Raw genomic sequence first — 25,957 nt, 5'->3', positions numbered from 1 at the left:
TCCAGTTTAGCATTTAAAATCTCATTGAACCTGACTTTATCTGTCGATTGAATATTTACAAGCTCAAATTTGCTAGATTTCAGTTCATCAAAGTCAACAAGTTGCAGATACTCATTCACAATAAGTTTATCAATCTGAATTTTACCTTTTCCAAAGACGTGCCTGTCCTCGCCATTTTTTTTTATTCCTGATATCCAATAACTATCACCAGTCTCAATATCTCCGTAATGCCCTTTGCCAAAATGCTTAAATGCTTTATCATTAAAATAAGCAGTTCTCCCTGACTTGGAGAACTCAACTTTTCCAATCCAAGCAGGGCCATCATCTGAGAATCCCGATTTTAATTCAATGTACATGATTTTAGTATCCATTCCATTTTTATTTTAAGAACCAACTTTCCCTTTTTAATACCATATCAAAACTCTTTTTCATCTTTGTTGCTTTGAATTTTAGATAATCTTATTCAAATCCTGATTTTCTTTTTAACTCATAGAGTGATATTTCTCTATCTGCATAATTAGTCAATCTTAATACTCTCGATTGAGAAATTCTTCACTTAATCTACTTTTTATAATGAACGCCAACGTTTACTATAAAATGCGTTTTAATGCTTTTATACAGTGTTGAACAAAAGCTTCTCTAGATAAAGCCCTCAATATCTTGCCTTTATATCTTAATTGATTTTATAACTAATAGTTGACTAAGATGAAAAAAAAGAGACAATAGTCGAAAAAGCGAAACGTGTTGTTCTAGGTTTCAAAAACATGTTTGATCAAGTGTATTGTAACATGAGTTTAAGCGGAAAATCTACTTCTACTTTTCAAAACTACATCCGAACTATCGCTAGTATTTCATTGTATTTTAAAAAGATACAACTTGTACTTTCCGATGATCAAATTAATGATTATTTACTTCTTCTCAAAGAAAAACAAAACACTTCTTACACTACTTTCAAGCATTATGTTTATGCCTTAAGATATATCGACAGAGATGACCGGGCGATACAATTACCAACATTGAAACGAAATGATTCTATACCCGACATAGAGTGTAAAACCATTTTCAAGCCTCCTAAAATTAAGGAATGGAATTGGATTAAAATATCGACTAAAAAACTGGGATATGATCCTAAAAAGTGTCCGTGTCCTGGAAAAAGGACAATGGTTATTATGCCACGTTTTGCCTCACAAAGATCTCCTCCAAAAAAGAAAAATCTCAATACAACAGTAATCAATTAACTCCATATTTCTCTAATTTTTTGCTTATGAAAGTAAGCCTAGGTTTTTACACCCTCTACTTTCTTCTTAAATGGAAGATTTTCAAGTATTTTTCTATGCTTCTTTAGAGGTGTAAAAAGGAAGGTTTAAGAATCATTGAAAAATTGATTACAAAAAAGACTTTTCAAATTAATGAAAAGTCTACCCTAAGTTTCCTCCTATAGGAAATGTGTTTCAATCAAACACCGACTTTGTTCAACTAGGGCTTAAATTGGGGCATTTTAAGATAATCTAAGCCCTAATTATTATATGCCATATCAAACGATATATTACAGTTGTGATCTTACAATTATTCTCTTGTATATATAATGAATACGCCCATTGTCAAAATAAAATTAGTAAACTAGTAGTTTTTTATTATAAATTAGATTTTGTTCATTATGAATAACAATAAAATATATCCCTTGTGATAAAAAATTAATATCTATCACATTATTTCGGCCTATAAGACTTCTAAAACATACTAAATTCCCTGTAATATCGTAAATATTAATTTCCTTTCTTATCAAAATATTATCTTCTGTATTAATAAATAATTGCTTATTTCTGTTGGAAAAAACTTCGATACTTGCATCGAAGGGTTTATTTGGTGAAACTGAATTAGTAATTTCTGAAAATGCCCCAAGAGCTTTATTAGCGTTACCCTGCCAATGAAATAGTGATGAATATGAACCTCCTACATCACCGGCATAAATATATTCCCCTCCCCAATAAAACATTCCTTTGATATTATTGTGTAGGCCTAGCTTTTTGTAAATTGCCTGTAGATAATCAAATTGCCCTTGCTCTGTATAAGGGAATGGAATTTGTTCGGGGGTGATAACGCAATAATCAGGCGATTCTCCATCTGATTGATAGCTTGTTTCGACAATCATTATCGAATGATTATAATTGGAACTTAGATAAGTTAAATTGTCTTCTAAATCATTCAAAGTTCCATTCCAGCATTGATAATAACTTAAACCAAGTATATCGAATTCAACATTATAATAAAGCAAACTGTCCATAAAGCTTTTGCTGTCTTCGTATGAACCACCGGTAGCAGCATGTAACATCACAGGCACATTGCTGCCATGATTTGATTCACGCACCCCTCTGATAGCTGATTTTAGAAGAGTTGTAAAATTATTATAATTCGATTTGTCGTCTATCCAAGTTCCACCAGTAGGCCATAAAATTCCGTGATTTATTTCGTTACCCGTTTGAATCATATCAGGCATAAGGCCATGAGCATCAAAAATATTCAAGACTTCTTTCGTGTAATTGTAGATACTATCATTAAGTGTGGGAAAATCCAATCCAACCCATGCATTGGGAATAGTTTGTTGAGAGGGATCTGCCCAAGTATCGCTGTAATGAAAATCAAGTAGAAACTTCATTCCAGCATCTTTTACCATTTGGGCTAAAGTTAAAGTATATGTTAAAGAATTAACCACTCCATCCTGCCCGTTGGGTTTATGAAAAAGCCTTAACCTAACATAATTATATTCATTTTCTTTGAATGCTGTAAAAACATTGACAGGCTCATTATCTACTAAATACACTCCACCATTATCCAAAATTGCTTTTACCATTGACAGGTCAGTTCCGATGATATTATTCTCGACAGGTTTAGGCTGGTATTGACCGAAAAGCTGATTAAAGCTTATAAGCAATAGAATGCAGAAAAAAATGTGCTTATAAAGTTTCATACAATAATTGTTTAATCATCTATTTATTCAAATTCTGACTAAAGGTAAGTTAATCAATTTTGTTCTCAATCTTTTTTACATAATAACTTTTGTTGCACTAGATTATTGAATTCTCTGTGTTTGTTTTTATGGCATACAACGATTAGAGTATGATATGTTTTAATGCATTTTCACATAGTGTTATGGTGTCGATTTAATTTATTATTAGATCATGCAGTTTAAATAATAGTAAAAAACACTCTCAACATCTTAAAAAATAGTTTGCTGTCAGAATGTTGAATTACATAAACAATGTAATCGTTATTTGTTAGTAAGCAAGAAATATAAATTGTAAGAGGTAATAGTTTTGATACTTACCTCCTAAAAAGTAAAAAAGACTTCTCATGAAAATGAAAAGTCTTTCCTAACTTTCTCCTATAAAAGAAAGTATTTCAATTAAACATCGTCTTTTGTTAACTAGGGCTTAAATTGGGGGATTTTAAGATAATCTAAGCTCTAATTATTGGCACACGTGTATAAATTATTGATTGTTATAAAAAGATTATTTTTCAAGATTCTTGATTCTTCTTTTTAATTGAAACTTCGTAAGTTTCCTTTTACTTCTAATATCATAATCAGCGAATCCATTAGCTCCTCACATTTCCGCTATTACTTCAGTCTTATTTCCTTTTTCTAACAACAAGTTATCTATTATTAAATCATTATATCCAATACAACTAATTTTCAAAGAATAAATATTGGGTACTAATGTTAGTTTTTTAATTGAATCAGTATAAGTTTTAATTTTGATATTTTCTTTTGCTACACTGTATTCAATAAATGCAGCAAAATTAAAATATTTTTTAGTTTTTTTTCGATCATCTTGATTATCAGATCAATACTATCAACTTCATTATTTTGAGGACTTTTAAATAAGTGATATTCACTTTTTTCTCCTGCAATTGCAGTACAATATGAGTAATGATAAAAACCATCTTCATGTTTTATAGTATAAACACATGAGGTTAATAGAAATAATAATAACCCAATATTTTTTTTCATTACTTTACTTAAGAATTTATGTGTGCCAACTTTCATCAGAAAATTTATTTATTAAGCGTATATGTTTTAGTTTAATAGTCATAAATATGTTCTATCTCCAACCCTTCTGTTTTCATGCTTCTAATGAAAGGTATTAACTCAGATACTGGCATAAAGTATATTAATCTTTTAGCACTATTATCAGTAACAATATTTGATTCATAGAGTACATTTATCTTGTTTGATTGTAATGAGAAATTTTTCGGGGCAATAATGCTCACAAGTATTTCATCATTACCTCCAATTCTATGAATCTGAACCTCTTGATCAGCAAGTGCAATTAAATTAGTAGTGAAAGCACCCCAACGTTTAATACTAAGTAGATAAGTACTATCCTTTTTAGAATAGACTTTGAGCTCATTATTCATTGGAATTTCTGTTGAAGAGGTTGCTAATACATAGATATCAGTAACAGGCTCCTCGTAAGTAGAATTCGCTGCCCAGCCTATGAGCTGTCCATAACCCGCTTTAAATAAGAATTCAAAAGTGAAGAGGGTTTTACGTTCAACTTTTCGCAACCAGTTACTTTCTTTGGTGTTAGATGTACTCCAAACTTTACTTATCCACGGTAGAAATTCAAACTCATACCATGCTGTATCATAGATAAAATCACTGTATGTTCTATTTGCTTGATTAATTATATCTTCTTCATCAGAGTTGGTACCGTTATGAAAGAAGCTAAATAATCTACCCATCGTATTTTCATAGAATATTTTTATGGTATATTCTAATGTGACTGAGACACCTATCACCTGCAACATAGTGATGTACTCATCATTTGGAGGATAAGCATCAGAAACTAACATTAATGAACGATCATAAAGCGACCAATATTCGTCTATAGAAGCATAAAAAGGAAAGTCTGAGGGATTAGCTCCAGATTCAAGATAATCGGAATATTCTTTCGGATTAAATACTAGATACCACTCAGGTACAGTCAAGATTGTTTGTTCTTCATTTCGATAGTAACCATTAATGGTTTTTCCTTCTTTTTCAATCCTTTCAGCAATGTATGGATTATATTTATCTAGTAATTTATTATTAAATCGTTGCTGTGGATCAATAGAATCTTTTAAAGTAAAATACGCATTGGCATTTGGATAACCTGTATTGAACTGATCAACTGATGCTTGTGGCTGATAGGGTAAATACCAGGTACCACCCTCACTAAGAATAGCATCAGTCATTGCCATAGTCCATTGTTTTACATTTTCTTTTGCTTCCTTATTAGTGCCTTGCTTGTAGTAGATCACAAAAGCAATCACCTCCTCAGGAGCCCATGAGAGCATTGATTCTTTATCTGGATAAGCATGACGCAAGGAAACATTGATAACATTCACATCGAATTGATCGTAAACGGCTTTCATTTTAGGAATGAAAGACTCGATGTTGTTTATAGGTATAAAGTATTCTTGTAATACATAAGTTGATTCTTTCCGCGATTTGGGTTCAAGTTCATTGACGTCATAGCTAGCTTCTCGGTTTCTCCACGTCACTACATCATTTCTATACAGGTATGGATCAAAAATATTTCTACGTATCCATTTTCCAAAATCTCCCCACGCAACAACTTTTAATAATCGATGTTCAAAACTGTAGTCTAATCCAGTAGGTGTTACTCTTACTGTATCTGTGAGCGCTTTATCCGTTTCAACCCAAGCTATATTTTTTATCAAATCAAAATGAGGAGGATATAAATCTCCATTTTGAAAGATGACCTTTTTATTATTTCGAATATTCTCTTTGAAAAAGGTGAGATAATCTTGTACTTCTACCAAGTTAGTTTGTCTTTCTACTTTAACATTTTCTTCCAATTGCAAAGTCGTTTCAACAATAACACCTATTCCGCCATAACCACCTATTGCTGCATTAAAAATGTCTGTATTTTCAGCCCTATTCGCATTAATTAAATTGCCATCAGCAGTTATAAGTTTAATATTTAAGACGGATGAAATGATTGGTCCATGTCCAATATATCGTCCATGACAGTTCACTGAAATAGAGCCTCCAACCGTAAAATTCGCATACGTTTGCATGATTTTTATTGAAAGATCATGAGGGTCAATGTACTTCTGAAGATCTCTCCAAGTGATACCGGGTTGTACTGTCACTTGTTTCTTTTCTGTATCTAGTTGAAGTACTTTGTTGAATTGACGCATATCAAGATGGAGGCTATTGTCAAAAGCCACCTGTCCACCCATGCTAAACCGACCACCTCCAACAGAAATTGGTCTTGTGGTTGTTTGTATTGCATTAATGACATCTTCTATTTTAGTCGGTTGAATTACTGCACCTACTTGTATAGGGTTGAGTTGAGTAATATCGTTTACCGTTTTATTCTCTAATACTTTATGAAATTCTGGATCGCCAGCGGTTTTAATGATGATAATTACGGAGAGAATATATGCTACCAACACATAAAAAAGAATAGCGTACCTTTTCTTACGGTGGATAAACTTAAAAAAATTGCCTGGTAACTTGAGTAAAAATTGAAATAGTTTTAATAGTTGTTTCATGAAGTTTAGATTTTTGTAAATAGCATCAATGCATTTTTCGTTGGATCACCTTCTTGATAAAGGGTTTGCGATTCGAATTTAAAACCGATTTTTTCAACGAACTGAGTGATGAAATTTAACGAATAGAAGTTTCTTGTTTCATTTTCATTGTATTCCCACGTTTCTTGTGTGCCCATATTAAAAACATCATGTGCCAGAGCAACAATAGTCTCTTGATCTTTATCATGACAATCATGATCTCTTAAGATGAGTTTCCCACCCATTCGCATGGTATCTCGTATTGATGAAATGAATGTTTCTCTTAAGTCAATGGGGCAATGGTGAAAACCAATGTAGATAGTTACTAAGTCCAAACTTTCGTTCTCTATGATTTCCGAGTATTTGGTATTATAATCGGCTAGAGGAATATAATCGGCTCCAATAAAGACTTGCCCTCTATCTATCATTTCTGGTACTGAGTATCCTGGCTCTTTACCATCTGCATAATACCGGTTGCCTTCTATGTTTACTTTCTCTTCTAAGTAATCTAGATATCTGCCAGAAGAGCCTATTTCTAAATAGCCTTTATAAGTCCCGCCAGGTTCTAGAAGCTTTAAACTTTGTCTGGCCATTTCTTCCTTTTGTTTAAAAAGGGAAGGTAACGCATACTGAAAAGTTGATAAAAATGGACTGATATCATCAAGTTTAGATTGCACATCTAAATAAATTTCTTTGTCGGTAAATTTATTGTTTGTCGATTCTGAAATCAATTCATGCAACTTATTTTCAGGAAATAAGTTAAAGACGTTTTGTAAAAACTTAAAAAATTTTCCTTTCAGTTTATTGTCTGAATAGATATGCTTGAAGTTGCTCCAATTGTCTGCAATAGAATTGATAAGTTTGGCAGGAAACAATATGGTAGAAGTGCCTAATAGTCCAAGTGTGATTAAAAATTTCTTCCTATTCATTGTGTGTAATTCAAGTAACGCTCTAATAACTATCGAAATTTAGATCAATCTACTTATTTAGTAAATCATCCATTTAAAACGTTTCCTCAAGAAATTATTATCGTCTGAAAAAATATGAAATAATGCCTTTAGTTTAGGTAATGATTTCGTTGTCGAAAATGTCGTAGACTTTTCCGCTCAAGAAATAAAGTCGGATTAAAAGTACAGAGTTAAAATTTTAGTACAAAGCTTACAATGAATTATAGTTATTGTGACTACTCGTTTTTTCTTAATTCAAGCCAAGTATAATTATTTAAATTACTGTAGTACTTCTATGAAATACTATTGATACCTAGTACCAAATTTATATTTTGTTAGATAACCCTCCGTAAAATTAAACTCTGAATAATATATTGGGATATCGTGTCTTTTTAGAAATCCTTTATCGATGGAATCATTTAAGATGTAAGTAAATTGTATTTCAGATTCATCTACATTTACTATTTTAGGTTCACCTTTAATTGATTTAACTTGACCAATAGTCATATCCATCTTAATCCCTGTTTCTGAAATAAATTCATCAATATTAGCTGAAAGAAAAGATTCAACTCTAGCTGTTGATGGTTTTGTGATTTCAAATTCTGTAAACTGATGATTTTGTTGTTCTGGATGTTCGTATAATTTTAATAATTGTGTCTCTCCTATATTCGTAAAAATGAGAACAAAATTATCATTACCACCATCAACAGGAATCTGTTTTTTACCCTTTAAAAAATCTTGATAAGAAACGTTAGAGAAAAGTGATATTCCTGAAATTGATGTATCAGGTTCAAAAATAACTGTTTCTGGATGATAATAATCTATTTCATACTTTTCAGGATGTGGGACTAATTCAAAACTATTGATAGCATTATAGATGATTACACTAAATAGTAATATTAGTAGTATAAAAACGGATAAAATGTATTTAAACATGATACTTGAAGTTTTATTGATAGCAATACAATCGTAGTACCTTAGCATTATTCTGTAAACACCTCGCCATTTTTATAAATATGGTTTTTGTCTTTGTGCATTGGGAAACTTGTTTTATCATTCTCTACAGGACCAAATGTTTCTACATCAGCCCCTTTAATTTCTTTCCCTTCGTAAAATACCCTCTTACTATCTTTGGCATATATCCAATAATCTAGTATTGTAAAAGATTTAGGATCGGCTTGGGCTATTTCTTCTCCAAAATAATACACCTTATTTTTATCTAAAGCATACATATTATCCTTAGTATCAATTTTAAATGTAGCAGAATGTACACCTACTAATTCCGTATCATCATAAAATACTCTCTCTTCTACAAATAAATACTTTTCCTCTTTAATATAAATATTTTTAGGATTCGAATATGGAATTGTTAGTAATGAACCTACTTTCTCCCCATCTATATATTCCTGATAATCATATACATTTTCACTATCGAATACATACCTTTCGTTGAGTTTTTTAACGGACAACACATCTATGTTTGTGGGTATCATCTTATCAAATTCAAGAGCAAATACCTTGTCCTTGTCTTTCACAAATGCTTTGTTTATTATTTCGAAACTATTACGATCTAATTCCGTTGGGTTGTATCTGTAAAAAATATACTTATCATCTTTACTCCACCCATCGTCCATATCTTCAAAGGTAGTAGGATTCGCTCCTTTTATAGGCTTCAGGAAATGTCCCTTTTCAGCCTCATCAAGATAATTATCACTCACATATTTTAAAGGCACATATACATTATTTTTATCATAACAGAACAAGTAGTCCGCCCTGAACGATGCATGGTCCACTTCATGATCAATATTTTCTGATTTGTAATACGAATGGTTTTTATCTTTAGCATAATACTCAGCTAATACTTCAAAGGATTCTATATCTGCTTTAAAGTGAATACTCCCAAGTTCAAACCAGTTACCCATCCAACTATAACAAATCATCCCTTTCTTTTTAGAGTAATAATAAGAGGTAGATATGCTTTTATCAACTGGGCCTTTATAAGGGCTACAAGCCATTCCTATTAAGGATAATAACATTAATAATGGTGATTTTTTGAATCCAGTTATTTTTCGTATTATAAAATTCATTATTAACAAGGCTAATATTATACTTAATATTGGATAATTGTAGAGAATAGACATAAGTCAAAAAAATACATTTATTGTGGCAAAAAAATAACGGTAAACAATTTAAAAACAATAAATCTATTTCTAGTACTTTTGCTCCTACTCTTTTCAGCTCACTTATAAAATAGTTAATCCTTCAACTCATTAATAATAAAAACTTTTTGATTAGTTGATGAGACAGATTGAGCTATTTTAGAAAAAAAATATACATAAATCGTTCACATGTTATTGCTAAAAAATAAATCATTATTGATAATTATAATAATTATTGTAATTATTGGCTGTACATATAGCTTACTTAAAACCAACAAAGTACCTCATTCAGATGAGGATATCATTGTTTACACAGATTTAACCATTGATGCACCCGACAACTACTTAATTGCTTTTAGTAGCGATTCGCTTATTGAATTAGGATCTCCTATTGGTTATGTAGATGCCCAAGGCGATACCATTATACCCATAGGTAAATACAGCCACTGTTGGGTAGATACGCTAAAACATTTTGCCATTGTATTTGATAGTATAAAAACCAACAACGAAGTTTTTGCCATTGATAGAAACGAAAATAGACTTTTTGATATTTACTTTTTCGACAATTGGATTGATGAACCCCAAGAAGGATTATTTCGAGTAAAGAGAAATGGTAAGGTGGGGTTTGCTAATGAAAATGGAGAAATTGTAATCCCATGTATTTACAGCTGTGCTTATCGTTTTTATGATGGCATTGCTCAGGTTGCCTTTAATTGTGAGACTACAAAAGATTGGGATGAACATACCACTCTTAAAAGTGATGAATGGTTTTTTATCGATAAAAAGGGAAATCGCATAACAGAGGCTCAATAAAGTTATAACAATTAAAAAGATGATAAAACAAATGGCTTATACCGTATTAAGCTTATTACCCTTTTAATTTCAATTCCATTACAAGTGGGATTTTATAATCTAGCGCTGAAAGTATTATCCATTTTCTCTATAATTGTATATCACATATAGACATTTATTAGGTTGGGATGTATACCTTTATGCATTATAATAAACCAAATTTTTTGAAACTAACATTTTGCATGTATGCATTTAAAAACAAACAGTATTGTTCTATTCTTCTTCTTTCTGATTATACCTCTCCTTTGTTATAGTGAACCCAAGAATACTAATACAACTGAAGCTACTGATTTTAAAAAGCTAGTTTCTCTTATTTACCAACAATCATTTACCGAGGCTGATGCCGCATTAATCAGACTTGATAGCTTAATGGTCAACCGATCAAATAACAAGGAGGAGGAAGCTCATATCTATTTTTTAAAAGGTGAAATAAATGTATTAAACCGACAATTCGAGGATGCAATTGTAAACAGTTCAAAAGCCTATGATTACTATAAAGATACTAAGCATTATTACACTACAGGTTTGTGTTTGGTGACAATAAGTTCGGCACACGCACATTTGGCACAATATCAAGAAGCACAAGAAGTGGCTTTTAAAGCACTTAAAATTGCTAAGGAACAATCGAACCCACGTTTGTTAGGCAAAGTATATAATCGCTTGTTTAATATACACATTTCTCTAAACGACTACGAAACCGGATTAATGTACATACTTAAAACAGATTCACTGTTTACATTAATGCAGGATACTGCCTCTATATCGGCTTGTAAAAATAATATTGGTGCCATTTATTTGAGACTAAAAGATTACAATAACGCAATTACTTATTTTACACAGGCAGTCGATGTAATGGTTAACAATAAAGATATCAGGCCTCTGGTTAGTACCTATAACAATCTAGGTTTTACTCATATGATGGTAGGTGATATTAATAATGCTATATTTTACTTTAAGAAATCCGTTGCTTTAAACCAAACCGGTAATACTATTAACCCTGCCCCGTTTAAAGGACTCGGAAAGGCTTACATTTTACAAAGTAAGATAGACTCCTCTAATTATTATTATCAACAGGCTTTAGATATTTACTCATCGGAAGCCAAATATTCCGAAATGATTGAAATACTCAACCAACTTATATCCAACAATTTTATTGCAAAAAACTACGAGACAGCTATTGCTTATCAGAACGATAGAGATAGTTTACAATACTACAGTTGGGCAAAAGAAAAAGAAGAGCTACTATCATTTGCCAATGTAAAATATGAAGTACTAAAAAAGGAACAAGAGGTTGAGCAAGAAGCCGAAAAAAACAGATCGAACCGAATAATATTTAGTATCGTCGCGCTAACGTTAGTGCTATTAATACTTGCACTTATACTTTCATTTAACAACTACCGTTTACGCACTGCCAACCAAACTGCCGATTTAGAACAGAAACTTTTACGTATTCAAATGAATCCTCATTTCATATTCAATACGCTAGCTGCCATCCAAAATATCATCCTGGATGGTGACACTATTAAATCGACAAAACTAATTGCAAAATTCTCACGCTTAATGCGACAAAATTTTGAATATGTACGTAAAGAGAATATTTCTTTAGATCAGGAAATTAATATGCTATCTAATTACATTGGAACACAACAAGCTCGTTTTAATAATAAGTTTACATATCAGCTAAAACTAGATGAAAAAATAAAAGCCGAGCAGATACAAATTCCGCCAATGCTGCTACAACCTTTTATAGAAAATGCTATTGAATATGGACTAAAGCACTTGAAAAGACCAGGTGAAATAAAGGTGACTATTAATGAACTGAACGAGCAGCTTGAGTTTATTATCTCAGATAACGGTATTGGTCGTGATAAAATGAAAAAGTACAAACACACTGAAAACGAAATACATGCTACAGATGTATTTTTATCACGTTTAAAGAAACGTCGTTTAGGTGAAGAAAATTCCTTTGAAGTGATTGATTTACTAGATACAGAGGGTAATGCGTCGGGAACAATTGTCAAATTCAAACTTAAGAGTAAATGATAAAAACAATTATTGTAGAAGATGAATTTAATGCATTAAGCACGCTCAAAAAAATGCTTGCTATCATTGCCGAAGACATTGATATTGTAGGTGAGTCTGATAATGTAGAGGATGCCATTCAGCTTATCAACAGCGTAAAGCCACAATTGGTATTGCTCGATATTGAATTAATCGGCGGTAATGCTTTTCAGGTATTAGAGGCTTGCGACAAAGGCAACTTTAATGTAATATTTACAACCGCCTATGATCAGTTTGCCATTAAAGCCTTTAAGTTTGACACCTTTGATTATCTTCTAAAGCCCATTGATATAGATGAGTTGGAAGATTGCCTTAAACGATTTAGATCTTTTGTTCATAAAAACATTCCAATTTCAGAAAGCAAAAAGTTAAGTGATACAACTGTAACAACTGATGTTGGCGAAGAAAAACTTTTACTAAAGACTTCCGATAATCAATACATCATCAATGTAAATGATATCATTAGATGTCAATCCGATGGCAGCTACACCACTATTTACACCCAGGAAAAGCAAATACTAATTTCACGTAATCTCAAATATTACGAAGGCGTTTTAAATTCAGACCTCTTCTTTAGAGTTCATCAATCACATTTAGTAAACCTAAAGTATATTAAGTCAATTAATAGCAATAATATATTAACCCTAAAAGATCATTCAGAAGTACCTGTATCTACACGAAAAAAAGCATCACTTCAGAAAGTATTGAAAAGCTAAAGACCATGTATCATTGAAGTAATCGAGTATCCAAACTCGATTACTTATCCAATTATCAGCCTACCTCATACACCCTTTACCAAGAGAGAAATAACGAATATGAAATTTATAGCTGCGAAAATAAAGTGCTTTTTGTAAGCCAAAAACTACCCTATACATTAGCTGAAGCAAAAACAAAATAATATGATTGCATCGGCAGAAAAATACAAAGCGTTTAATACAACTCTTCTTTTAGAGCAACTTGCAAAGCAAGAAGTTAAACCGATTGTTAGTTTACATTTACGTAAAGGAATATCCATTTATGGCTTTATCATTTCCTTAGATAAAACCGACCTAGAGGGTATACATGTTTGCTTTCAAACGGAAGCTACTAAATCACTTGTCTTCTTTCATGCTTCTGATATCATTGCCATAGAAGTACATCAGCCTGAGAAAATAGCTAGTCTATTAAGCAAAGGAGAAATACCTCGTGCATTAAACAATGATGAGAAAATTAGTCTTTTACAACTTAAACGTTGGATAAAAGCAGAATGTGAGGCGCTTAAATGTAAACATCAAGACTTTGATATTCTGTTGCCAATGCAAAACTTGAGTGATACAGATCGCTTAAACATTAAAGATATTATAGGTATGGTTGTAGAAGCCATCAATTCTGTCTGCTCAGATACTATGGGGAAAGATGCTTGGTGCGTTATCGAATCATTACAAATTACACTATGCGATAAAGGTTTTTCAATTGATAAATCAAAAAGCAAGCATATTAATTTATCTATTCAATACCAGAAAGCTCTAAGCGATACGTTAGCATCTGATATTGAAAATGCCCTACTAAACAACTTATAAACCTACTATTATGGGACTTAAAGAAAGACGAGCTATAAAAGCTTTTCAAGAGGAACAATACCCTCCATTGAAAGAACAAATTAATCAATTTGCAGGTTTCGATTTACCCCTTGAAGTACAATGGGAAACAATGGTAGAGGACCGTTTTGCACATTTGTATCATGATACTTATGTGAAAATATACTTTAAACCATTAATTGAAGCCTTAAAAGCCATTTGCATCGACGATTTTGGAAAGAACCTTCTGCAGGCAGGAGTCCAAAAAGTAGTCATAAAAAATGAAGGTAATATTCACAATCCTGAGACTGGGTATACCTTAGAAAACAAGATTTTAACCATTAATCTAGATCCTGTTATTAATGCTGATAATATGGAGCCTCGGATTTCAGTACTATGCGATTTGTTAGAGCGAAAACTTGCAGAAAGAGGAAGTTCTGATGAAAAAGTTGAAACGCAAAACACTTCGACTTCGGCAAATAACGTTAGCTCTAAAGCAGTAATTGCAGACACAAACCAAACTAAAGTAAGTACTGACGACCTATTTAATTTACACGCAGCCACAGCCTACGAACAACAAAATCATTGTGCCGAAATTATAGGCGACAAAAAATGGGATTTTAATTTATTGGATGGCATTCTTCGTTTTGGTGAAGAAATCGAAGTGCCTATACAAATATTAGGCACCTATTCGCCAAAACAAAAAACTTGGCTTTGGGGATGGGGAAATACTCAAAGTGGTATACCCGATGAGTTATTGAGTACGGCCAATCAAATGCGTGAATTAGGTATCGCGAATGATATTGAAGAATTCACTGTACCTAAAATATCAATTGAAACTGATCCTGGACATTATTATGCCATGATTGCTTCTGGAGTAAGCAATGCAACCGCCTATTTTCCTGTTGATTTTAACGGCATCAAAATTTACGTGTTAACCAATTCGGAATTGATGGCGAAAAAAGAAGAAACACCAACCCCTATCGTAATATCAACATTTACAGGATTAATCGCTTCGATGAACGTGTCGCATAAATCTTGTCTAACCGCTTACCTAAATCAGAATGGCTTTGCGGTTGAACCAGCAGGAAATAACCTGATGGCAAAACGAAATAACGAAGAAGTATTTGCCCTTTTCAACTTAAAAGGGAATCTGATGAAAATTACAAATAACTAAATTTAAAACAATAGAATTATGGGACTTAAAGAAAGAAGAATCGCACAACAATTTGAGCAAGAACAACTACCTGCATTAGTAAAGCAAATTAATGAGGTGGCTGGATTTGAGATTGAAATGGAAATTAAATGGGAAACGCTCGTAGCCGAAGAGCGTTTTAATCACCTGCTAGCTGACTCCTATCCTAAAGTATATTTTCAACCTTTAGTTGAAGCTTTTACAGCAATATGTGCTGACGACATGGGTAAAGAGGCTTTGCAAGAATCCTTGAAAAAAGTACTGATTGTTAACGAGAATAATCATCATAACCCTACACATGCTTATTCTTTTTCAGATGGCATTTTAAAAGTAGATCATAGCCCAATTATGAATGCTGATGATGTAAAAAGTAGAACAGAAAAACTAAATGAGTTACTAGAAAATAACCTTTAGTAAATACTTATTACTGAAGATATATAGTAGTACTATTTCTCATGAAGTTGTTTAAGGTTGTAGAGAAATCACGAGAGTCATGAATTGATTATCATTGGTATTGATTATTTTTTTATTTCTCAGTTATAATGAATCTCAGTCAATGTAATCAAAGTTTTACTCATAGATCTTCCATATAACTTTAAACAACTTTGATCAAAAAAAATACCCTTCAACTATTAATAAAAAAATATTATGAGTGTTATCGAAACATATAAAAGTACCCGTACAGATATTGATTTGGACTTATTGGTCTACGATGGTGACCGCGATTATATTCTAGAGTTTGATGAAGATAAAGAAATTCAGAAAACAATAAATGAAATTAAGGATAATAATCCGGTATTTAAATCACGTCGTCATTTATTAAAATCTAGTCTCAGATTAACAAAAGCATTAGCTCCAAATCTACATGAGATAGCCGATCATTGTATTGATATACTAAAGCTAAAATCGAGTATTGAATTCTTTGTTTACCAAAGTAATAAATTCAACGCTGCTTGTTATCCTCCAGAAGAGGATAAGCTATACATTATTATTTCATCGGGGATGCTTGAAAATTTTACGAAAGAAGAACTTCTTTTTGTAGTAGGACACGAGATTGGTCATGTTCTTTTTGAACATTTTAAATATCCTGTAAGTCATATTTTAGAAGTTGGGTGTAATATTCTTTCTCCATTACATGCAATGAAATTGTACGCCTGGAACAGGAATGCCGAAATAAGTGCTGATAGAGCCGGTTTATTATGCTGTGGAAATTTTGAGGTTGTAGCTAAAACATTCTTTAAGTTATCATCTGGTGTAACTTCCAATTCATTGGATTTTAAACTAAATGAATACATCAAGCAATTTGTTGATTTAGAAGCGGTAATGAACGACTCTAATCATGATCCTTCTGATTGGTATAGCACTCACCCATTTAATCCTCTTCGTATTAAAGCCCTAGAGTTGTTTAATAAGAGTGAAACCCTTAAACAGTTTATCCCTTCTGTAAATGCAGAGATTACAGAAGATCAGATGGAAGATGAAATCAAGAAGATTATGTCGCTTATGGAGCCTGAATATTTAGCTTCAGATACTGAGTTTGGTGCTAAAATTCAGAAATTCATGTTCTTTGGTGGTTATATGATTTCTATTGCTGATGGGGTTGTTGAGGACTCGGAAATACAAGCTCTTCGTTCTATCGTTAATCAAGATGTTTTCACCACTAGTATGATGACTATTAGCGAGCATACACAAGATGAAATAATAGACGAGCTGCAAAACATATCTAAAGAACTCAATGTGTCTTTATCCGTAATGCAAAAGCTAAATATATTACGCGATCTATCCATTATTTCTTACTCAGATGGTGAAATCGCTAAAGAAGAAGTAGAAATTCTTCACAATCTATCACTCTTACTAAAAATTAATACTGAGTTTATTGATAGAATACTTAATGATGCACAGGGTATAGAGTAAAATTATATATAAATAACACTAACAAAAGTTGAACTCCAAGGCTGTATTATACGCCTTTGTGGAATAATACATCCAGTTTTATCTTAAAACAATACAAATAGAAAATGCAAGATCAAATTGAAAATTCAAAATGCAATGACTATTCTTACAAAGAAGTTACTAATGGTATTGCTATCCTAAATTACATTGGTAAGGATACTCATATTACAATACCTACCTTCATCAACAACAAGCCGGTAACTCAAATTTTGAAAGATGCCTTTTATAACAAAGGAATAGAAGCTGTTGAACTACCCGAACAACTAGAATATATTGGAGAAGATGCCTTTTATAAAAATACGCTTAAGGAAATCACTATTCCTCAAAACGTAAAAAAAATCGGTGGGGGGGCATTTGGAAGAAATCAGATAGAAACACTTACTATCAAGTCAGAAAACATTAGTACCATACCAATGTTTTGTTTTATAGGTAATGCCTTATCTAAATTTGATTTACCAGAATCAGTAAATACTCTTTATAACGATTGCTTTGCTGAGAATAATTTTACAGAGCTTACTATACCTAAGCATATAGATACACTAAGTAGCTCTGCATTTGCTAGTTCTAAAAACCTTAAAAAGGTATACATACCAGAAAAATTCATGAAGGATAGAACAACCATATTTAGAGCATCTGATATTGATAACATCACTTTTATAACTTCTAATTAATTTATAATGAGTTACGGAATTACACCTATAAAAACGAATATTAAACGCATAGAGCAGCAAATATTAAACCTCAGCGAGGAACATAAAAAAGAGTATATAGAAGAATTAAAAGACCTAGCAGATTCTTTTAGTGATCCTGTAATACAGATAATAACAGACATGTTAAATGGTAAAGATTTTGATCCACAATATGCCTATTTGTATTGGTATATATTCGAAAGGATATTCCTGATTCATGGCAGTTCCCTAAATAATAGTGAATGGTACCCTACTAATCTTACTGAAATATGTGAATTAAAAGAGTTAAAAGCCTTTGATCTACAAATTGAAAATATTCCAACCCCTGATGATTTTCCAATTGTATTGTCATGTAGAAGCGAAAATTTAGAAAAACTGCGTACCGAAGTTAATGAACACATAAGCGATAGCTCTCAAAAAGATCAATTTTTATCGTGGATTGATTCATGTTCTTATGGTAACTCTAACGATTTAGTGTTATATTATTATTAGTTAGGTCTAATGTATAATAAAAAAATAATCCCAATTCTATTTGGGATTATTTTTTTCTTTAAGAGACTTGTAAAGCCTGCCCATATTGCAAAGAACGATGATTATAATGCCTCGTTTTGCATCACAAAAAGCTCCTACTAAACACGAAAATGTAAAGGTGTCTGCAAGGAATTAACTTCTTTATTATCCTTTTTTCTTATGAAGTTCGCACCACGGCAAACGAGCTCAAAGGCTTGATATTTCACATAAGGCTAGATTTACTTATTCACATTGTTCTCTATCGTTTAATTCTTTTTTTGTGATTTCTATCTGAAAAATATTTCATATAAATACCTACCTGGAGTAAAAGTAAAAGCCCCTGCTATGATAATTGCACCAAAATAGAGTAATATCATTTTTCTTTTATGAGATTTTATGTCTCCTTTTTTCGCTGCAATATATGCTGTTGGAACTGTGTAAATAGTTAAAAAACTAAAACTGTGTATCAAACCGAAATGATTTAAAACTCTTGTTCCCAAATGTGCTGGCATAAATAGAGTAACACAAGCTGTAATCATCATTAAGATCATATATACAAGACCAAGTTTTTTATGAAGATTTGTGCCTTTTTTTATCAATAATAATATTGTCCCAATAAAAAAACAAGGAACAACTGTCACCAAGTGAATAAGCATCAACTCACTATATTCCATAATCTATTCTTTTAAATTTTCAGGTTTTTATTGTAATGAAAGAGAACGGTGAGTATGAGAATAGTAGCCGACTGCGAGGCACTTTCCTGTCAAGTTACAAGAAAGTTGAAGCGTGCTAAACACCTTGAAAACAGCACTATAACGCTATTATTTTTATGCATTGTTAGCATTTTGTTATTATTATTTCCAAATTTTCCATTTCAGAATTTTATTTGAATAATCCAATGTGCAATTTTTACTAAATTCAATCCACCTATTTTTACTTTTTAAATTTATTGGGTTGTCAATATGCACTGGGTCTTCTCTGCGAAAATCAACACCCCATCTCAAATCCTTATTTTTACGAATATCATTAATAAAATTCTGAACATTGTCTGGCAACTTACTTAGGTTACTCCTTTTTAAATCTTTTGCAAAGAATTTTATTTCTTTACTTTTAATATTGAAATCTATCGCAAATCCAGCAAGATGATTCGACAATTTTCCAGGTTCAACTATTGTCCGACGGATAGTCTGCTTGTCAGACCTATAACTTTGATTTATTATTAATTCTACATTGTTATCACTTGCATATCTATCAATTTGTTCTATGTACTTTTCAAACTCTTTATGTATCAATATTTGTCTTCCTCTTAATCCTTTGATATTCTCTCCATTATATTCTATTAAAGTCTTAAAATCATCTGTTTTATAATGTGTCCAAAATTTATAATTGTAATAGAAGTATAAGAAGGTAATCGAAACAATAACTCCTATTAAAAAAAGTATTTCCAATTTTTTTTTCATTGTTGCAGCTGTATCTAATGAACGCTAACGGTCTAGAATAAGATTAATAGCGGATTTTTACACACTAACTTTTCGGTTATACATAGACCCTTTTTTATATTTTCTTTATTTCGTTTTGGCGACTAAACCGCTAATATTTTTATACAATGTTGTGCATAGTTAATTTACAATTATTGTTCCTCCGAATTCACTTTCTTCTATATCTCCAGTTGAACAATTAATTAAAAGCGTTTTCCCAATTCCAGTTATCGTTCCGCTATTTGTGTTTTTGTATGATTTCCATTTCGTTTCGGACACTTTAGAAATAATCCACTTATAGCAATCATCACTTTCGTCAAAAATTAAATTCAGATATTCACTTTCCTTAAAAGCGTTTTGATGATTAGTTATCCCATACATTTTTGATGTAGCAATTTCTTTTGCTTTAAAGTAGTCAATTTTGAATTCGTATGGTTTAGCTTTTAGAAGTCCTTTTGCTTTATCACGTATTAACTCTAAATCCGAGTTGAAGTGCAATTCGACAACTCCGAATTTCAAAGTGTCTGAGGCATTGTATGAATATCTTAAAAGAAATTCTTTTGGCTTTTCAGACCGCTTTTCAAACCAAGTACCTGAATTATTGTCGCTGTACCAATAGCTTCTTGAAGCATTTAATTTAAAATTATTTTGTTCTCCGAAATGAGATTGGATTATTTGGTCAGCTTTTGATTTGCATAGGTCAAATATTTCCTCAAATCCTAAATCATTCCCTTTTATTTTCTTTGAAAGGAAATAGTTTATTTCCGAAATAAGATTTCCGTTTTTATCATAGGTTTTCCAAATACCAAAATAATCTCCATTTAGAAATATTCCTTTTTCTTTTATGTTCTTATTTGGATAATACTCTCTAAATGCTGTCCAATCATTTTCATTAAGTTTTAACTCGTAAAACTCTTTTATAATCGATTTGGGATAGGTTTTTCTGTCAATCTTAGTTTTAGGGTTGCTTAGAATTTCATTGAATAACGAGGTGTTATCAATTGACTTTTCTTGTCCAAAAGCTGAACAAGAAGCCCATAATATTAATATGTAGAATGTGTTTTTCATAATTATGCACAACGAATTTGCTAAAAAGCGAGCGAGGACGCGTTGGCAGAGACTTGCTGTTTAGTTGGTGTTGTAATGTGTTTATTTTGATTTCCTATTTTTATAAATGAATAATTGATTTTTTAATTTTACAATATTCACTTTCAAAAAGAAAAGAGAAATTAGCTGATGATTACTTTTTGTATTTATCAAAAATCGATGTTGTTTAAGTCTACTTCCACCGGTTAAAATTACACCATAATTAAGAATATCTTTCCACATATATGTTTCATTTCTACAGGTAATCCCTTTTGAACTTAATATTAATTGTGGACTATGGTCAGATAATTTTATGATCAAGTTGATAATAAAGTAAATACATAGGATACTTAGTAATACAAATATTATTAACTCTAAATTTAATAAATCAATTTTACTACGAATGAATATTTGATTGATTGAAAAAACTAAAATTGTTGTAATAAATAATAACCAGAAGGTAATTAATCTATTATCGTAATAGATTTCTATTGAATCTGATAAACTTGGGTCATCTATAAATTTCTCTTTGCCATAAGATAAACTTTTTTCAAAGTGATCAAGTTGTAATTTCTCATTTTCACTCAAAAAGTATTTCTCAAGTTTTGTAGCTTTCCTAATTATTAAATTTTCATTATTAGCTAATCGGTGAAACCTATGTATGTCCATTACATTACTACATGACCAAGCTAACCATTTAACTCGCTTCATTTTATAATAAAAGGATGAAACAATGAATGGCACTAAGATACTTAGAATTACAATAATCAAATGTAATCCTGACATTTTTGATAGTATTATACCAAAAATGATTAATAAGATAAAGAGTATTAGAGATTTATGAAAAACTTCTTTCCTGCCAATCTTAAGTAAATACTCTACAGAAAGATTTGAATTACTTTTCATTTGTTTGAAAGTATAACAGTTCCCAATACATTACAACGGTTAGTATAAGGATAGTAGCCGACTGCAGGGTGCTTTTCAGTCAAATTACACAAAAATTGAAGCGGGCTACAGACCTTGCTTTCAATACTTTATCAGCTATAATTTTTATATATTGTTGTCGCCTCGTTATTCAGTCCTTTTTTCATATTCCTCTTCTAATTCAATACGATATTTTTTAATTGAACGTCTTCCTTTATTATACATTGAATTCTTTTCATTTTCTATGTATTCTCCAATAAGAAAGTATAATTCTTTATCAGTCAATTTATGAATCTCCTTCTCTCTTAGAGCTTCAAAATCAAAACCTGCATCCAGTTTAGCATTTAAAATCTCATTGAATCTGACTTTATCTGTCGATTGAATATTTACAAGCTCAAATTTGCTAGGTTTCAGTTAAACAAAGTCAACAAGTTGCAGATACTCATTCACAATAAGTTTATCAATCTGAATTTTACCTTTTCCAAAGACGTGCCTGTCCTTCCCATTTTTTTTTATTCCAGATATCCAATAACTATCACCAGTCTCAATATCTCCGTAATGCCCTTTGCCAAAATGCTTAAATACTTTATCATTAAAATAAGCAGTTCCCCCTGACTTGGAGAACTCAACTTTTCCAATCCAAGCAGGGCCTTTACTCCTGTTTCTCCTATTTTTTATATACATTGTTATGCTTGGTTATTTATTGTCTTTTTCTTTTTCGCATTTCAACTAAATAATCTTCTAGGGCTTTTAAGTCTATTTCAACTTCATCACAGTCAGGAATATTTTCAATTAATGCACCCGAAGAATCGTGACCAGTCATATATGTTGAGCATTTCTTCATATTTTCTTCGATTAAACTATAGTCATCATCCGTTAAATCAGTAAGGACTTTTATTCTTTGCGTTTGTATTTCTCTACCAAATCTTTGAACAACTTTGTTTAATAGGATTTCTTCAATAAATCTTTCCCAAGTTTCTCTCAATTTACCATAGAAAAGTTTTACTCCCTCCTTATAGATTTCTTCTGTTTGTTTTTTTTCGGTTAATTTTAAATCAACTAAGCCGTTTTTTAGAACTCCAATTCGTTTTTTTACAGATAGTGTATCCCAAGGTGGATTTGTAGCGATTATTCCAGTTTCAGTTTTCTTTCTAGTAAGGCTTTTTACTTCTAAAGGACAATTTAATTTTTTTGAATGTTCTTCTATCATAAGAAGAAATGTAATATCGTGAGTGAAAACAATAACTTGTCGTTCCAAAGCTTCTTCTGCAATTCTTTTTGATATTTTATTTCTCCATTTATGGTCTAGTGATGAAACTGGGTCGTCAAAAATTACAGCACTTTTATGTTCTGAAATGGATAATTCAGACAAAAAAGTCGCCAAGGAAATACATCTATGTTCTCCTTCACTTAATATGTCTTTTAATGCGATACCGTTTGCGTTCTGTTCGTCAAGTCTTAAATAGTAATATTGTTTTCCTCTTTGTCCTTTTGTTTCGGTCTCTATTTTGATGTTTTTAAAACCTAATTTGGTAAGCTCTAATTTGAAATTCTGTTTAAGATTTTGACTTATGTATTTTGTTGTTAAATCGTTACTAAGTTTAGTAATCATTCGAGTATTACATTTACTAATACACTTATTTAACAGTTTTATCTTTTTTTGTCGATAAATTTCACGACCTAATTTGGGTTTAAAATCAAAAATCTTTTTTTCGCTATTTAATTGATTTAGTTCCTTATTTAGCGGTTTTAAATCTTCTCCAATTGATTGGACTTCTAGTTTTTCATTTGCTTCTTTTAAATTTTTAATGAGGTTTTGAATTTGGGTTTTGGGTGTGTTCTCAATTTCAATTGAATTAATGGATTCAACTGATTTTTTAGAATTAAAAAGCCCAATTAAATAGTCTTTCTGCTTAGAAAGTAACTCTAAATATTGTGACTGATTTTTCGAATATTCATCAATCAGTTCATCTAACTCAATTGTTGTTGGTTTTTGTTCTTCAAATGAAAAATCCTGATTATTTAAATTTTCAAATTCTAAATCAAATTTATCAGAAGCTTCATCAAAAGTTTTTTGAATATCGTTTTTCACAAAATCTTCAAAAGCATTAAATCTGCTTTTTGCATCTTCCCCTAAATCTTGAAAACAAAGAGGGCAATTACTGTCTCCATTAACTTTTGGGAAATCTTCTGTTTCGGTACTTTCGTTGTAAAACTTCCGAGCACTTTCCCAAAGTAATTTCCAAGAACTATTGCCAACGCCCTCAATTGGTAATTCAGAGAATGCTCTATCAGAGGATTCTTTAAGTGCTTTACTTGTTATAGATAGAATATTTATTTTTTGTTTTAAGTCCTCTAATTTTTCTCCCGTTAAATTATTTTCGAGTGTTTGAAATTTGTCTAGTAAAACCTCAAAACGCTTTATCTTATCCTTGTTTTCTTTTAAAATTTTCTTTGGGTCGGTTGCTTTTAATTTATCTATTTGATTGGTTAGCTCCTCAATTCTAGAGTTTTTAGTTGCATTCCAAATTGATTCTGCTCTTAATTCGTTAAGTGTAGTTTCTGAATTTAAATTGTCAAGAAATGTTTTAGCAGTCGAACAATCTGAAACTTCTAAAAGAGTGTGGTCAAATTTCTCTAATGCAGGATTTGAAAATTCCGCATTTAGTTCATTCTCAACTTTCTTTATACAGACAGCTAATTTTTCTACAATAGAAAGCCCTTGAGGAATAAAGGCAATTTCATCTTCTCCTTCAATGTAATGATTCGCACTAAACGTATCGAAAACATCAATACTTTTTAAAACAGAGTCATTTACAACCTCATTTATAAGATTTACTGTGTTGAAATTTGTTCCATCAACTGTATATTCAATATCTGTTTTTTTATCTTGTCCATAACAAGTTGAGTCGTATAAATTATCATTTATTTTAGGCTTATTTCCTCTAGTATTACAAGCGTGTTTTAAAATGCTCACATAGCTTGATTTTCCTGAACCATTATCTCCATAGACAAGTGTAAGACCATTTGAAGCAAATTTTAATTCACTAGTTTTTGAGAGTGCGTTTATGTTGTTTACATTGGAAATTTTAGAGAGTATTATATCATCACTACTTGTTGCATTATTTGCGAAGTCTCTTAAATCATCAAAATCCACTTCATCAAAATCAAAGTCTGATAATCCATAATCTACTTTACAGATTTCCTTTAGTTCCGAAATATCATTATCAGATAGTTCATTGTTTCTGATTAAACGGTCAATGGCAATTTGCCAAAAAACGGGCTTGTTTTCCGCCCAATCAATTATATCATTTAGTATTGGCATTATTTGTATTTATCGGGTTGGTTTTTAATAAAGCATAACGGTGGCGGTATGGTTAGTAAGGGATTGCGGGCATTTTACTAATCAAGTTACAGCGAAATTTGGGGCGGGTAACTACACCCCAAATACCACTGAAACCCTTATTAACTATACCGCGTGTGTGTGCCCAAAATGGACACAGCCTTATTTTATTTTAAAGATATAATAATCTTCTAGAGGGTGCAAGTCCCTTATGTGCGGGGTACGATCCCGAAGCATTAGCAAGTGACAAGGTGGTTTTCCGTGAGGAATGCACTGAAGTAAGTCAAACGGCAAAAGTTGGTACTGACGAACAGAAACTACATAAGAGGCATCATTAATGGGATGAGCAAGCACATCTTTGTGAAGTCCAAAGGCGATCTAGCTCCACGACTATGCTGTGGCTTAATGATGTAGATGTAGCAGTGATCAATGGAAAGAAGGTGTCCTTACTTGGGGAGATCTCTTCGTTGCAGGTTCAACAAGAGAAGTCAGCCGAGGTCGTAGTAGGTAATAAAAGTACCGACAAGTTTCGGAGAACTCACCTTACTGAAGGACTGAAGGTTACAGTGTCTCAAATTTTTAATGGAGGCAAGAAATGTTGACACAGCAGTGGAATTTCTTG

General features: G+C 31.6%; 21 protein-coding genes and 1 pseudogene. 10 read left to right on the top strand and 12 right to left on the bottom strand.

The genetic code is table 11. The features are described from left to right. Window positions 1-371, bottom strand: a 371-nt coding sequence (locus NH26_RS03165; RefSeq protein WP_071397069.1) for a hypothetical protein, incomplete at its 3' end; no start/stop codon positions are given. Between the two features lie 393 nt (window positions 372-764). On the opposite strand from NH26_RS03165, the pseudogene NH26_RS25910 reads away from it, so the two are divergent. Then, window positions 765-968 (top strand): annotated as a pseudogene (locus tag NH26_RS25910) (phage integrase N-terminal SAM-like domain-containing protein); the annotation flags it as partial. A 644-nt stretch (window positions 969-1,612) separates the two neighbouring features. On the opposite strand, the gene NH26_RS03155 reads toward NH26_RS25910, so the two are convergent. From NH26_RS03155 to NH26_RS03130, 5 genes are all read right to left on the bottom strand, one after another. Next, the gene (locus tag NH26_RS03155) at window positions 1,613-2,968 is read right to left on the bottom strand and encodes a glycosyl hydrolase 53 family protein (protein ID WP_071397067.1); all 1,356 of its coding nucleotides are present in this window, start codon (window positions 2,966-2,968) and stop codon (window positions 1,613-1,615) included. Window positions 2,969-4,080: 1,112 nt separating this feature from the next. After that, on the bottom strand, window positions 4,081-6,564 hold the full coding sequence (locus tag NH26_RS03145) for an FAD-binding oxidoreductase (protein WP_199880225.1): 2,484 nt from the start codon (window positions 6,562-6,564) through the stop codon (window positions 4,081-4,083). Window positions 6,565-6,569: 5 nt separating this feature from the next. Next, window positions 6,570-7,511, bottom strand: a complete 942-nt coding sequence (locus NH26_RS03140) for a class I SAM-dependent methyltransferase (protein ID WP_044229368.1) — start codon at window positions 7,509-7,511, stop codon at window positions 6,570-6,572. A 321-nt stretch (window positions 7,512-7,832) separates the two neighbouring features. Continuing rightward, window positions 7,833-8,465, bottom strand: coding sequence for a hypothetical protein (locus tag NH26_RS03135; RefSeq protein ID WP_139262829.1), 633 nt, complete (start codon window positions 8,463-8,465; stop codon window positions 7,833-7,835). 47 nt (window positions 8,466-8,512) lie between these two features. Beyond that, window positions 8,513-9,616, bottom strand: coding sequence for a DKNYY domain-containing protein (locus NH26_RS03130; RefSeq protein ID WP_158021874.1), 1,104 nt, complete (start codon window positions 9,614-9,616; stop codon window positions 8,513-8,515). A gap of 261 nt (window positions 9,617-9,877) precedes the next feature. Here NH26_RS03130 and NH26_RS03125 point away from each other — a divergent pair, with 261 nt between their 5' ends. The 9 genes from NH26_RS03125 to NH26_RS03085 all read left to right on the top strand — a co-directional run bounded on the left by NH26_RS03125 (window position 9,878) and on the right by NH26_RS03085 (window position 18,486). Continuing rightward, complete coding sequence (locus NH26_RS03125; protein ID WP_044229349.1) at window positions 9,878-10,501, top strand: WG repeat-containing protein; 624 nt, start codon at window positions 9,878-9,880, stop codon at window positions 10,499-10,501. Between the two features lie 225 nt (window positions 10,502-10,726). Further along, on the top strand, window positions 10,727-12,583 hold the full coding sequence (locus NH26_RS03120) for a histidine kinase (RefSeq protein ID WP_044229347.1): 1,857 nt from the start codon (window positions 10,727-10,729) through the stop codon (window positions 12,581-12,583). Next, window positions 12,580-13,317, top strand: a complete 738-nt coding sequence (locus tag NH26_RS03115; protein ID WP_044229346.1) for a LytR/AlgR family response regulator transcription factor — start codon at window positions 12,580-12,582, stop codon at window positions 13,315-13,317. The genes NH26_RS03120 and NH26_RS03115 overlap by 4 nt, the downstream gene beginning before the upstream one ends. Before the next feature lie 183 nt (window positions 13,318-13,500). After that, the gene (locus NH26_RS03110) at window positions 13,501-14,160 is read left to right on the top strand and encodes a hypothetical protein (protein WP_044229343.1); all 660 of its coding nucleotides are present in this window, start codon (window positions 13,501-13,503) and stop codon (window positions 14,158-14,160) included. A 10-nt stretch (window positions 14,161-14,170) separates the two neighbouring features. Beyond that, window positions 14,171-15,334 (top strand): DUF6882 domain-containing protein, encoded by a 1,164-nt coding sequence (locus NH26_RS25600; RefSeq protein ID WP_071397066.1) that lies wholly within the window; start codon window positions 14,171-14,173, stop codon window positions 15,332-15,334. 18 nt (window positions 15,335-15,352) lie between these two features. Continuing rightward, window positions 15,353-15,766, top strand: a complete 414-nt coding sequence (locus tag NH26_RS03100) for a hypothetical protein (RefSeq protein WP_044229341.1) — start codon at window positions 15,353-15,355, stop codon at window positions 15,764-15,766. 234 nt (window positions 15,767-16,000) lie between these two features. Beyond that, entirely contained in the window at window positions 16,001-17,266 is a 1,266-nt protein-coding gene (locus NH26_RS03095; protein WP_052432309.1) for a M48 family metallopeptidase, read from the top strand. Between the two features lie 104 nt (window positions 17,267-17,370). Beyond that, the gene (locus NH26_RS03090) at window positions 17,371-17,976 is read left to right on the top strand and encodes a leucine-rich repeat domain-containing protein (protein WP_044229339.1); all 606 of its coding nucleotides are present in this window, start codon (window positions 17,371-17,373) and stop codon (window positions 17,974-17,976) included. Window positions 17,977-17,982: 6 nt separating this feature from the next. After that, entirely contained in the window at window positions 17,983-18,486 is a 504-nt protein-coding gene (locus tag NH26_RS03085; protein ID WP_044229336.1) for a DUF7691 family protein, read from the top strand. Window positions 18,487-18,791: 305 nt separating this feature from the next. On the opposite strand, the gene NH26_RS03080 is transcribed toward NH26_RS03085, so the two are convergent. From NH26_RS03080 to NH26_RS03055, 6 genes are all read right to left on the bottom strand, one after another. Beyond that, a complete protein-coding gene (locus NH26_RS03080; RefSeq protein WP_044229334.1) occupies window positions 18,792-19,178 on the bottom strand; it encodes a DUF2306 domain-containing protein in 387 nt (128 codons plus the stop codon). 180 nt (window positions 19,179-19,358) lie between these two features. Then, window positions 19,359-19,964, bottom strand: coding sequence for a M15 family metallopeptidase (locus NH26_RS03075; RefSeq protein ID WP_052432308.1), 606 nt, complete (start codon window positions 19,962-19,964; stop codon window positions 19,359-19,361). A 159-nt stretch (window positions 19,965-20,123) separates the two neighbouring features. Then, window positions 20,124-21,050, bottom strand: coding sequence for a toxin-antitoxin system YwqK family antitoxin (locus NH26_RS03070; RefSeq protein WP_044229331.1), 927 nt, complete (start codon window positions 21,048-21,050; stop codon window positions 20,124-20,126). Window positions 21,051-21,131: 81 nt separating this feature from the next. Beyond that, window positions 21,132-21,974 carry a hypothetical protein gene (locus NH26_RS03065; RefSeq protein ID WP_139262826.1) on the bottom strand — a complete coding sequence of 281 codons (843 nt, stop codon included), beginning with the start codon at window positions 21,972-21,974 and terminating at the stop codon, window positions 21,132-21,134. Window positions 21,975-22,406: 432 nt separating this feature from the next. After that, entirely contained in the window at window positions 22,407-22,676 is a 270-nt protein-coding gene (locus tag NH26_RS03060; protein ID WP_071397065.1) for a hypothetical protein, read from the bottom strand. A 16-nt stretch (window positions 22,677-22,692) separates the two neighbouring features. Continuing rightward, window positions 22,693-25,317, bottom strand: a complete 2,625-nt coding sequence (locus NH26_RS03055; RefSeq protein WP_044229896.1) for an AAA family ATPase — start codon at window positions 25,315-25,317, stop codon at window positions 22,693-22,695. Window positions 25,318-25,957 lie beyond the last annotated feature (640 nt).

It is taken from the genome of Flammeovirga pacifica (assembly GCF_000807855.2).
GTDB classification, from domain to species: domain Bacteria; phylum Bacteroidota; class Bacteroidia; order Cytophagales; family Flammeovirgaceae; genus Flammeovirga; species Flammeovirga pacifica.
Note: the sequence above shows the minus strand (reverse complement) of the source record. Positions and strands in the feature narration are given on the sequence as shown.